Origin of the sequence: Nocardioides sp. NPDC047086 (assembly GCF_040643685.1) — a bacterium.
GTDB lineage: Bacteria > Actinomycetota > Actinomycetes > Propionibacteriales > Nocardioidaceae > Nocardioides.
The window spans coordinates 22389-32537 of record NZ_JBEYUV010000050.1 but is presented as its reverse complement, the minus strand read 5'-3'; the positions used below and the strand labels follow the sequence as shown (position 1 = coordinate 32537).

Genomic DNA, 10149 nt, shown 5'->3' with positions numbered 1-10149 from the left:
ATCGGGCTCGTCCTGACCGAAAACCCTGCCGAGTCGGCTCGTCATGACGAGCCGACTCGGCGCGGGTTCTGGTCAATTCGAGCCGACTCGGCGGGGTTTGGGCCTACCCGTGGCGCAGGCGGGTGAAGGCGCCGAGGACGGTGCGCTCGGAGAGGACGAGGTAGTCCTGGAGCTCGGCCGCGGCCGCGGGGCCGCCGTGTTCGAGGAAGGTCTCGAGGAGGGCGCGGTTGCGGGTGACGAAGGGGGCGTGCAGGGCCTCGGGGTTGTCGATCTCGAGGAACGCGAGCCGCAGCTCGGCGGCGATGTCGCGGAAGAGCCGCTCCAGGCGCGGGCTGTCGGCGAGGGCGACGATGGCGTCGTGGAAGGCCATGTTGGCGGTGCCGAGCGTGCGCCAGTCGCGCGCCTCGAGGCTGGTCTCGCTCTGTTCCACCGCCTCGCGCATCGCCGTCACCGCGGGATGCAGCGGGGAGCCCGCGGCCAGCGCGGCGGTCTCGACGTAGCGTCGCGCGCGATAGATGTCGACGACGTCCGCCACGGTGGGTGAGGCGACCGAGACGCCGCGGTGGGGCACGTGCTCGACGAGCCCCTGCTCGGAGAGGACGCGGAACGCCTCGCGAAGCGTGTTGCGCGAGACCCCGAGCTTCTCGGCGAGGGAGATCTCCGAGAGCCGGGTGCCGGGGGCGAACTCGCCGTCGATGATCCGCCGGCGCAGTGCGTTCGTCAGGGTGTCCTCGACATCGGGCATGACCGCATCCTAGGGGACTCGCATCCGCGGACAATCGAAACGCCAATTTAACAATGACGGCTGTTGTTGTAGAACAATCTATGCCATCTTGTACTACACAAAGAGTGTGGTGCCAGCCACACAGCCCGTTGATGGCAGGAGTCCCCCATGACTGACACGACCAGCGCCGAGCGCGCGAAGAGCTTCGCCCGCTCCCGCCGAGGACCCATCCTCGGCGCCATCTTCCTGATGGCCACCTCGGCCATCGGCCCCGGCTTCATCACCCAGACCGCGACCTTCACGGCGCAGCTCGGCGCGGCGTTCGCCTTCGCGATCCTGGCCTCGATCCTGATCGACTTCGCGCTGCAGATGAACGTGTGGCGCATGATCACCGTCGCCGGCAAGCGGGCCGGCGACCTGGCGAACGAGGCGGTGCCGTACTCCGGTCACGTTCTGGCGACCCTCATCGTGATCGGTGGCCTGGCGTTCAACATCGGCAACATCGCGGGTGCGGGTCTCGGTCTGAACGCCCTGCTGGGCATCGACCCGAAGGTGGGCGGCCTGCTCTCGGCGCTGCTCGCGATCGGCATCTTCATGTACAAGCGGGCCGGCCGTGTCGTCGACATGGTCGTGCTCGTGCTCGGCCTGCTGATGATCGGGCTGACGCTCTTCGTCGCGATCGCGTCGCAGCCTCCTGTCGGCGACGCGCTGCGGCAGACCTTCGTGCCCGACACCCTCAACTTCGCGACCATCACCACCATCGTGGGCGGCACCGTCGGCGGCTACATCACCTACGCCGGTGCCCACCGCTACCTCGACTCCGGCCTGGTCGGCCCTGAGCACGTGCCGGCCGTGCATCGGGCCTCGATGAGCGGCATCCTGGTCACCGGGATCATGCGCTACGTACTCTTCCTGGCGATCCTCGGCGTCGTGGCCTCCGGCGTGACCCTCGACTTCTCCAGCCAGGCGGCGAACCCTGCGGGTCAGGCCTTCGGTGCGGTGCTCGGCGACGCGGGCATCCGCATCTTCGGTGCGATCTTCTGGGCCGCGGCGATCACCTCGGTCATCGGCGCCGCCTACACCTCGGCCACCTTCATCTCGACCTTCTCCAAGAAGCTGGGAACGGGGTGGCGGCTGCAGGTCGCGACGGTCGGCTTCATCGTGGTCTCCCTCGTCCTCTACCTGCTGATCGGCGCCGCGCCCGCGGCTATCCTGGTCTTCGTCGGTGGCTTCAACGGCCTGATCCTCCCGATCGGCATGTCGATCTTCATGTACATCGGCTGGTTCCGTCAGCGCGACGTTCTCCACGGCTACCGCTACCCGGTGTGGCTGCTGACCGTGGGCACCCTCGCGACCCTGCTCAGCTGGTACATGGGCGTCGTCTCGATCCGCCCGATCTTCGCCTTCATCGGCATTGGAGCGTGAGCACCGTGAACAACAAGGCAGCAACCATCGATCTGAACTCCGACCTCGGCGAGAACGCCCCCGACCGGGTGGTCGCGGACGACGCGGCCATGCTGGCGATCGTCTCGAGCGCCAACGTCGCCTGCGGGTTCCACGCCGGCACTCCCGAAGGGATCCGTACGACGCTCGCCGACGCCGTGGCCAAGGGCGTCACGATCGGCGCGCACCCCGGCTACCGCGACTACGAGGGCTTCGGACGGCGCGCCATGGACATCGAGTCGGCGACGCTGCAGGCGCACGTCGAGTACCAGCTCGGCGCCCTGCTCGGCCTGACCTCGACGGTCGGCGGCGCCGTCCGCTACGTGAAGCCGCACGGCGCGCTCTACAACACCATCGCCCGCGACGAGCGGCAGGCGCGGGACGTGGTCGCCGCGGTGAAGGCGATCGACCCGTCGCTCGTGCTGCTTGGGCTCGCGGGCGGCGTCGTGCTCGACATCGCCGAGGCCGCCGGGCTCGCGACGGCCGCTGAGGCCTTCGCGGACCGCGCCTACACGCCCGGCGGGGAGCTGGTCTCCCGCGCGGAGCCCGGTGCGGTGCTGCACGACGCCGACGCGGTCGCGGCCCGCATGCTGCGGCTCGCGCGCGAAGGTGTGGTCGAGGCGATCGACGGCACCGACGTGGCCGTACGCGCCGACTCGATCTGCGTGCACGGCGACAGCGACGGGGCCATTCGGATGGCCGCGGCGACCAAGGCGCTGCTCGAGGCCGAGGGCATCGTCATCGCTCCCTTCGCCGGGGCCGCCGCATGACCGCGAGCACCACCCAGCTGGAGGAGGCGCGCGCCGCGCGTGCCGGGTACCGGGCGGGCGAGGTCGCTCCGACGAGCGGCGTCGCCCACGGTCTGGTGCAGGCCAACCTGATCTCCGTGCCGGCCGACTGGGCCTTCGAGGTGCTGCTCTTCGCGCAGCGCAACCCGAAGCCGTGCCCGGTGCTCGAGGTGCTCGACCCGGGCGCCTACGAGTCCGCTCTGGCGCCCGGCTCCGACCTGCGCACCGACATCCCGGCGTACCGGATCTGGCGCGAGGGTGTGCTGACCGAGGAGGTCACGGACGCGAGTGCGGCGTGGGAGGAGCACCCCGACCTGGTCTCGTTCCTGATCGGCTGCAGCTTCACGTTCGAGGCGGGGCTGGCCGATGCCGGGATCGCGATCCGTCACCAGGAGCTCGGCCGTAACGTGCCCATGTACCGCACCTCTCGGGCGTGCGCGCCGGCCGGGCGCCTGCGGGCCGACATGGTGGTCTCGATGCGCCCGATCCCCGCTGACCGCGTTGCCGATGCCGTACGCATCTCGGGACGCTATCCGGCGGTGCACGGTGCGCCCGTGCACGTCGGTGATCCGGCCTCGCTCGGGATCGCCGACCTGGCCGCTCCCGAGTTCGGGGACCCGCCCGAGGTGCGCGAGGGCGAGGTGCCGGTGTTCTGGGCCTGTGGGGTGACACCCCAGGCCGCGATCATGGACTCGCGTCCGCCGTTCGCGCTCACCCACGCGCCCGGCCACATGTTCATCACCGACGTACGGGATTCGGAGTATCTGGCGTGAGGCGCGTTCTCATCGCATCGGATCAGGCGTTGCTGGTCGAGGAGGACGACCTCGAGGGCGCGATGCGGCTGCACGCGGCGCTCGTGGCCGAGCCTCCGACCGGCGTCGTCGAGCTGGTGCCCGCGGCCCGGACGGTGCTCGTCCGGTTCGACCCCACGCTGGTCGACGAGGTGACGCTGGCCAAGGAGCTGTCCCGCGTCGAAGCCGTCCACGGTGGCCTTCCGGCCGCCGGTTCGGTGACGATCGGCGTGCGCTACGACGGGCAGGATCTCGACGAGGTCGCCGAGCTGCTCGGGGTCAGCGCCGAGCAGGTCGTCGCGCGCCATGCGGCCGCGAACTGGCGGGTGGCCTTCACCGGCTACGCGCCCGGCTTCGGCTATCTCGTCGGCGACGACCCGCTGTTCGACGTACCGCGGCGCTCGTCTCCGCGCACCCGGATCCCGGCCGGCTCCGTCGGGCTGGCCGGGACCTTCTCGGGTGTATACCCCCGGGAGAGCCCCGGCGGCTGGCAGCTGATCGGGCGTACGGACGCGCCGATGTGGGACCTGCACCGGGATCCGCCCGCGCTGCTCGCGCCCGGGATGACCGTGCGCTTCGAGCGGCTCGAGCGCGAGTCGGTCTCGGTGAGCGGGTCCGCCCCGGCGGCCGCCGCCGCTGAGCATCCCGCCGAGCATCCTTTCGCCGTCGAGGTCGTACGCCCCGGGCTGCAGCTGGTGCTCGAGGACCTCGGCCGCCCCGGACACGCCGCCCTCGGCGTCTCCGCGTCGGGAACGGCCGACCGCCGCGCCCTGCGGGCCGCCAACCGTGCCGTGGGCAACCCGCCCGGAGCGGCCGGGTTCGAGCTCGCCGGCGGTGGCGCGGTCCTGCGCTTCACCGGACCCGCGGTCGTGGCGGTCGCGGGCGCTCCCGCCGAGCCGACGATCGTACGCACCGACGGCCCCGCGCTTCCGGTCGAGCACGGCGCCGCCACCGCCATCGAGGACGGCGAGGAGCTACATCTCGGCGCGGTGAGCGCCGGCCTGCGCGCCGTGATCGCGGTGCGCGGTGGCCTGGATCTCGAGCCGGCGCTCGGCAGCCTCTCGAGCGACACCCTCGCGGGCCTCGGCCCCGGCGATCTCGGTGGACGGCCGCTGCGCGCGGGGGACGTCGTGCCGCTGCACGGCCCCGCGGCCGCACCGTATGCGGTGGATCCGAACCCTGCGCCCGCCGACCTGCTGCCCGCGCCCGGTGACACGGTCGTGCTGCGCGTCGTGCTCGGCCCGCGCGAGGACTGGTTCACCCCGGCCGGCGTACGCACCCTCGTCGAGCAGGAGTGGACCGTCACGCCCCGCTCCGACCGCGTCGGCGTACGCCTCGAAGGCGATGTCCCGCTCGAGCGCGACGTCGCCGGCGAGCTGCCGAGCGAGGGGGCGGTGACCGGTGCCATCCAGGTGCCGCCCGACGGCCAGCCCGTGCTGTTCCTTCCGGACCACCCGCTCACCGGCGGCTATCCGATCATCGGCGCGGTCATCGACCGCGACCTGGACCTGGCCGGGCAGCTGCCGCCCGGGGTCCGCATCCGCTTCCGACCCGTCGCGCCCACTGTGCCGACTGTGCCCATGGGGCCGACGGCCGAGACCCGAGGAGACTGACATGCGCAGGGTGCTCATCGCCAACAGAGGAGAGATCGCCGTCCGCGTCGTGCGGGCGGTTGCCGAGGCCGGCCTCGTGTCGGTCGCCGTCTACGCCGACCAGGACGCCGACGCGCTGCACGTGCGTCTTGCCGACGAGGCGTACGTGCTCGGTGGGGCCACCGCCGCCGAGTCCTACCTCAGCATCGAGTGGCTCATGGCCGCGGCGCAGGCCTCCGGCGCCGACGCGGTGCATCCGGGCTACGGGTTCCTGTCGGAGAGCGCCGAGTTCGCGCGCGCGGTCGAGGCCGCCGGCCTGACCTGGATCGGGCCGAGTCCGGAGAGCATCGACCAGCTCGGCGACAAGATCACCGCGCGCCGGATCGCGCAGAGCGTGGGCGCGCCGCTCGTGGCGGGCACCGACCGGCCGCTGGAGTCGGCCGACGAGGCGGTCGCGTTCGCGCGCGAGCACGGGCTCCCCATCGCGATCAAGGCCGCCTTCGGTGGCGGCGGGCGCGGACTGAAGGTCGCCCGCGAGCTCGCTGACGTCGCCGATGCCTTCGACTCCGCCTCGCGTGAGGCGCTGGCCGCGTTCGGTCGCGGTGAGTGCTTCGTCGAGCGGTTCCTGGAGCGCCCACGGCACATCGAGGCGCAGGTGCTCGGCGACGGCGCCGGGCACGTCGTGGTCGTCGGCGACCGAGACTGCTCGCTGCAGCGGCGCAACCAGAAGCTCGTCGAGGAGGCCCCCGCGCCGGGGCTGACCGACGAGCAGCGCCGCCGCATCCACGACGCAGCGCGTGACATCTGCGCGGCGGTCTCCTACCGCGGCGCCGGGACCGTCGAGTTCCTGATGGGCGAGGACGGGGTGATCTCGTTCCTCGAGGTGAACACCCGCCTGCAGGTCGAGCACCCGATCACCGAGGTGGTCACCGGGGTCGACCTCGTCGCGGAGCAGCTGCGGATCGCCGCGGGCCAGGGGCTCTCCTTCTCGGAGACCCCCGCGCCGACGGGCCATGCGATCGAGCTGAGGATCAACGCCGAGGACCCGGGCCGCGGCTTCCTGCCGAGCCCCGGCGTCGTGACGGCCCTCCGGGTCCCCGCGGGACCGGGGGTGCGCTGGGACGCAGGGATCGAGGCGGGCGACACGGTGCAGAGCGCCTTCGACTCGCTGATCGCCAAGCTGATCGTGCACGCGCCGGACCGCGACACCGCCGTCGTACGTGCCCACCGCGCGCTCCGCGAGCTCGATGTCGAGGGGGTCGCGACCGTCGTACCCTTCGCTCGCGTGCTGCTCGAGGACCCGGCCTTCTCGACCGCCGGGTTCGCGGTGCACACGCAGTGGATCGAGACCACGCTGATGCCGCGGCTGGAGGCGCAGAGGCGCCCCGAGCCTGCTCCCGCGCAGCCGCTGCGGCGGGTGCCGATCGAGATCGACGGTCGCCGGGTGATGCTCGGGCTCCCCGAGGACCTCCTGCGGGGGATCGCGGCGAGCGGGCCGGCGCCTGCGGATGTGGGGCCAGCGGCTGCCGACCCGGCCGGGCTGGAGGCTCCCGTACCCGGCGTACTCGTCGACTGGCTCGTTCCCGACGGCGAGAAGGTCACCGAGGGCCAGGACGTCGCGGTCATCGACGCGATGAAGATGGAGACCCGCGTCGCCGCACACCGTGCGGGCGTGCTCGCCCACGGTGCCGATGTGGGCGGGACGGTCGCGATCGGGGACGTGCTGGGGAAGATCGACTAGCTCGGGGCGGTGTGGCCCAGGATCGCGGGGACGACCTCGTCCCAGGTGTAGGGCGGCGGCGGCTCGTGCCCGACGCCGTCGAGGACGAGGAGCGTCGCGTCGGGGATGTCGCGGGCCAGGATCTCGGCGTGACCGATCGGGAACAGCGGATCACGGGTGCCGTGGATGACCAGGGTCGGCGCGGCGATGTCGGCCAGAGTCGCCACGACCGGCTCGCCGTCGCCCATCGCATGATGGTTGGCGAGGCTCGGCCGCATGTCCGGGGTGCGGCGTACGGCTCGCTCGACCACGGCCCGCATCCGGGCCTCGTCGAACCGCTCGGGTACAAACGCCCGCTGGTCCTCGACGAGCATCGTCACCAGGGCCTCGTGGTCCTCGTGATCGGGCACGGTGGTCTGGGAGGCCTTCTCGAAGAACTCCGCGAGCTCTTCACCGATCGGGGGTAGATCGGGTACGCCGTCGAAGGCCGGTGAGGTCTCGTCGAGGATCAGTGTCTCCACCCGGTCCGGATAGAGCACCGCCGCACACTGGGCCAGCGCCCCGCCCATCGAGATGCCGAAGATGTGGCCCTTGTCCAGGCCGAAGGCGTCGAGCAGGGCCGGGATGTCCGCGATCATGTCGCGCCCGGTGTAGCCCGGCTCTCCCGGCGGCCAGGTCGTCGAGCGGCCGGTGTCGCGGTGGTCGTAGCGGATCACGAACCTCCGGCCGGCGGCCAGCGCCCGGCAGAAGTCGTCCTCCCAGTAGTCCATCGAGGCGCTCATCCCGCCGACGAGCAGGATCGGCGGGTCCGCAGGACTACCGAACGTCTCGACGCACAGCTCGATCCCGTTGACTGCCAGCGTCAGTTCACCCATGCCGACCAGCAAACGGGGAGGCCCGAGCCGCGTCAAGCGCTTAGGACGTGGCGTACGTGTCTATCTCGCTGCGCAGCCGGGCCTTGACGTCCTCGGGCGCGTACGACACGTCCACCGCGGCACGGGCAAGATCGGCGATGCCGGCGGTGTCGAGGCCGAGGAGGCCGGTCGCGATCTCGTACTCCTGGTTGAGCGTGGTCGCGAACATCGGCGGGTCGTCGGAGTTGATCGTGACCGGCACGCCGGCATCGACGAACGTCTTCAGCGGGTGCTCCTCGATCGTCGCGACGGCGCCGGTGGCGATGTTGGACGAGGGACAGACCTCGAGCGGGATCCGGTGCTCGGCCAGGTGGGCGAGCAGGGCGGGATCCTGGGCCGCCGAGGTGCCGTGGCCGATCCGCTCGGCCTTCAGCACGGTCAGGGCGTCCCAGATCGTCTGCGGCCCGGTGGTCTCGCCGGCGTGCGGCAGCGAGCGGAGCCCCGCGGCGCGGGCCGCGTCGAAGTGCCTCTTGAACTGCGGCCGCGGAACCCCCACCTCCGGCCCGCCGAGCCCGAACCCGACGAGCGCCTCGGGGCCGTGGTCGACGGCGTACGTCAAGGTCGCGTCGGCCGCCGGGATCCCCGCCTCGCCCGGGATGTCGTAGATCCAGCGCAGCGTGATCCCGAAGTCGCGCTCGGCGCCGACTCGCGCGTCCTCGAGCGCCTCGGTGTAGGCCTCGATCGCCATCCCGCTGTGTCCCGTCCCGGCAGGACGCTCGGCCAGGTCGGGGCGTACGGAGGTGTAGGGGGTGCAGGTCAGCTCGGCGTAACGGACCTGCTGGGTCTGCGCCAGGTCGCGCGCGATCTCGTAGGTCAGATAGCGGATGTCCTCCGGCGTACGCACCAGGTCGACGACCGAGAGGTAGACCTCGATGAAGTGCGCGAAGTCGCTGAAGGTGAAGTAGTCCCGCAGCAGCTCGATATCCGCCGGCACCGTCCCCGGGTGCCGCGCGGCCAGCTCGGCGACGATCCGCGGCGAAGCCGACCCGACGTGGTGGACGTGCAGCTCGGCCTTGGGCAGCCCGGCGATAAAGGTCTTCAGGTCACTCACGCCTCGATCCTCACACGCGGGTCAGCCCTCCCGCGACTCCCTTTCTCGGCTGTCACGACCAGGCCTTCGGCTCCGAACCGATCCACGTACGCCGTCGCGCGAGGTAGCCTCAGCCTCACCGGCCGGTTAGGGGGAGAGATGCGAGCGATCCACCACTGGGACCTCTGGGTCGACGACTTCGAGACCGCCTCGGGTGAGTGGGGCTGGCTCTTCGGCGAGCTCGGCTGGGAGGCCGGGGACAAGGGCCACTTCTGGGAGGCGCCGGACGGGACGTACGTCTTTCTGGAGCACTCCACCGACCAGCACGGCACGCAGGACCGGCTCAGGCCCGGTGTGAACCACATCGCGTTCACCGTCGAGAGCCGAGACGTACTCGACCGGATGCGGGCGGCCTCGACCGAGCACGGCTGGCACGAGATGTACGCCGACCGCTACCCGCACGCCGGCGGCGACGAGCACACCGCGCTCTACCTGGAGAGCTCCGAGGGGTTCGAGGTCGAGGTCGTGCTGGAGGTCGACGACCTCACCGCCTAGTTGCTGAGCCCAGTACAGGGCCGGCTGGCTCAGCGGTAGTCCTCGCCGTCCTCGTCGTCGATGATGTGCATGGCGGCCTCCTCGGCGGAGGCCCCGGCGCCGTCGATGCCGGCGTCGACACCGTAGAGCTCGGACTCGGTGTCCTCGCCCTCGCCGAGGTCGGGGTCGACCAGCCGGCCGGCTCGCTTGTTGCCGACCTCGCGGCCGTCGGGGTCGTCGCTCTCCTCGGCATCGTCGTACTCGACCGCGTAGGGGTCCGGCTCGGGCACCTCCTGGGGGAGGCGCTGGTCGATGCACTCGCGGTGCTCCTCCTCCCACGGGGTGTTGCCGTAGTCGGTGGAGTAGCGGTCGGCGGTGACGATGCCGTGGTCGAGCTCGTCGCGCACCTCGCCCTCGAGGACGTCCCCGGAGAGCGCGTCCTCGCCGGTGATCTGGTCCTCGTCGTCGACACTGTAGTCGCCGTAGTTCTCGCGCGATTCGCTCACTTGAGTCTCCTGATCGGCCGGCATTGGGGTCATCGAGGCCCCCTTCGGTAACGTTAACCCGGTCCGGTAGGGAGGGGAACCGGGCGCAAACAAACGACGCGGGGATC

General features: G+C 71.5%; 10 protein-coding genes and 1 pseudogene. 7 read left to right on the top strand and 4 right to left on the bottom strand.

Annotated elements, in window-relative coordinates:
* Window positions 1–103: 103 nt before the first annotated feature.
* Entirely contained in the window at window positions 104–745 is a 642-nt protein-coding gene (locus ABZ796_RS25230) for a GntR family transcriptional regulator (protein ID WP_357340720.1), read from the bottom strand.
* A 147-nt stretch (window positions 746–892) separates the two neighbouring features.
* Between ABZ796_RS25230 and ABZ796_RS25225 the strand changes: the two genes are divergently transcribed.
* From ABZ796_RS25225 to ABZ796_RS25200, 6 genes and pseudogenes are all read left to right on the top strand, one after another.
* Window positions 893–2149: an NRAMP family divalent metal transporter gene (locus tag ABZ796_RS25225; protein ID WP_357340718.1), complete on the top strand. Its 1257-nt coding sequence runs from the start codon at window positions 893–895 to the stop codon at window positions 2147–2149.
* Complete coding sequence (locus ABZ796_RS25220; RefSeq protein WP_357340716.1) at window positions 2146–2937, top strand: 5-oxoprolinase subunit PxpA; 792 nt, start codon at window positions 2146–2148, stop codon at window positions 2935–2937. The genes ABZ796_RS25225 and ABZ796_RS25220 overlap by 4 nt, the downstream gene beginning before the upstream one ends.
* Window positions 2934–3728 (top strand): putative hydro-lyase, encoded by a 795-nt coding sequence (locus tag ABZ796_RS25215; protein ID WP_357340714.1) that lies wholly within the window; start codon window positions 2934–2936, stop codon window positions 3726–3728. Before ABZ796_RS25220 ends, ABZ796_RS25215 begins: the two co-directional genes overlap by 4 nt.
* A pseudogene (locus ABZ796_RS25210) lies at window positions 3725–4336 on the top strand (allophanate hydrolase subunit 1); the annotation flags it as partial. The gene ABZ796_RS25215 and the pseudogene ABZ796_RS25210, both read left to right, overlap by 4 nt.
* Entirely contained in the window at window positions 4310–5359 is a 1050-nt protein-coding gene (locus tag ABZ796_RS25205; RefSeq protein WP_357340722.1) for a biotin-dependent carboxyltransferase family protein, read from the top strand. The pseudogene ABZ796_RS25210 and the gene ABZ796_RS25205, both read left to right, overlap by 27 nt.
* Before the next feature lies 1 nt (window position 5360).
* A complete protein-coding gene (locus ABZ796_RS25200; protein WP_357340713.1) occupies window positions 5361–7079 on the top strand; it encodes a biotin carboxylase N-terminal domain-containing protein in 1719 nt (572 codons plus the stop codon).
* On the opposite strand, the gene ABZ796_RS25195 is transcribed toward ABZ796_RS25200, so the two are convergent.
* Both ABZ796_RS25195 and ABZ796_RS25190 read right to left on the bottom strand, forming a co-directional pair.
* Window positions 7076–7933 (bottom strand): alpha/beta hydrolase, encoded by an 858-nt coding sequence (locus ABZ796_RS25195; RefSeq protein WP_357340711.1) that lies wholly within the window; start codon window positions 7931–7933, stop codon window positions 7076–7078. The genes ABZ796_RS25200 and ABZ796_RS25195 overlap by 4 nt on opposite strands.
* A 40-nt stretch (window positions 7934–7973) precedes the next feature.
* On the bottom strand, window positions 7974–9023 hold the full coding sequence (locus ABZ796_RS25190; protein WP_357340709.1) for an adenosine deaminase: 1050 nt from the start codon (window positions 9021–9023) through the stop codon (window positions 7974–7976).
* A gap of 138 nt (window positions 9024–9161) precedes the next feature.
* On the opposite strand from ABZ796_RS25190, the gene ABZ796_RS25185 reads away from it, so the two are divergent.
* Entirely contained in the window at window positions 9162–9557 is a 396-nt protein-coding gene (locus tag ABZ796_RS25185) for a VOC family protein (RefSeq protein WP_357340707.1), read from the top strand.
* 29 nt (window positions 9558–9586) lie between these two features.
* Here ABZ796_RS25185 and ABZ796_RS25180 read toward each other — a convergent pair whose 3' ends face one another.
* Window positions 9587–10042, bottom strand: a complete 456-nt coding sequence (locus ABZ796_RS25180) for a DUF5709 domain-containing protein (protein WP_357340705.1) — start codon at window positions 10040–10042, stop codon at window positions 9587–9589.
* Window positions 10043–10149: the final 107 nt, after the last annotated feature.

What these genes read in the sequence shown, in the direction of transcription:
- ABZ796_RS25230 (WP_357340720.1), bottom strand. Translation starts at nt 745, where the DNA reads ATGCCCGATGTCGAGGACACCCTGACGAACGCACTGCGCCGGCGGATC.
- ABZ796_RS25225 (WP_357340718.1), top strand. Translation starts at nt 893, where the DNA reads ATGACTGACACGACCAGCGCCGAGCGCGCGAAGAGCTTCGCCCGCTCC.
- ABZ796_RS25215 (WP_357340714.1), top strand. Translation starts at nt 2,934, where the DNA reads ATGACCGCGAGCACCACCCAGCTGGAGGAGGCGCGCGCCGCGCGTGCC.
- ABZ796_RS25205 (WP_357340722.1), top strand. Translation starts at nt 4,310, where the DNA reads ATGACCGTGCGCTTCGAGCGGCTCGAGCGCGAGTCGGTCTCGGTGAGC.
- ABZ796_RS25200 (WP_357340713.1), top strand. Translation starts at nt 5,361, where the DNA reads ATGCGCAGGGTGCTCATCGCCAACAGAGGAGAGATCGCCGTCCGCGTC.
- ABZ796_RS25195 (WP_357340711.1), bottom strand. Translation starts at nt 7,933, where the DNA reads ATGGGTGAACTGACGCTGGCAGTCAACGGGATCGAGCTGTGCGTCGAG.
- ABZ796_RS25185 (WP_357340707.1), top strand. Translation starts at nt 9,162, where the DNA reads ATGCGAGCGATCCACCACTGGGACCTCTGGGTCGACGACTTCGAGACC.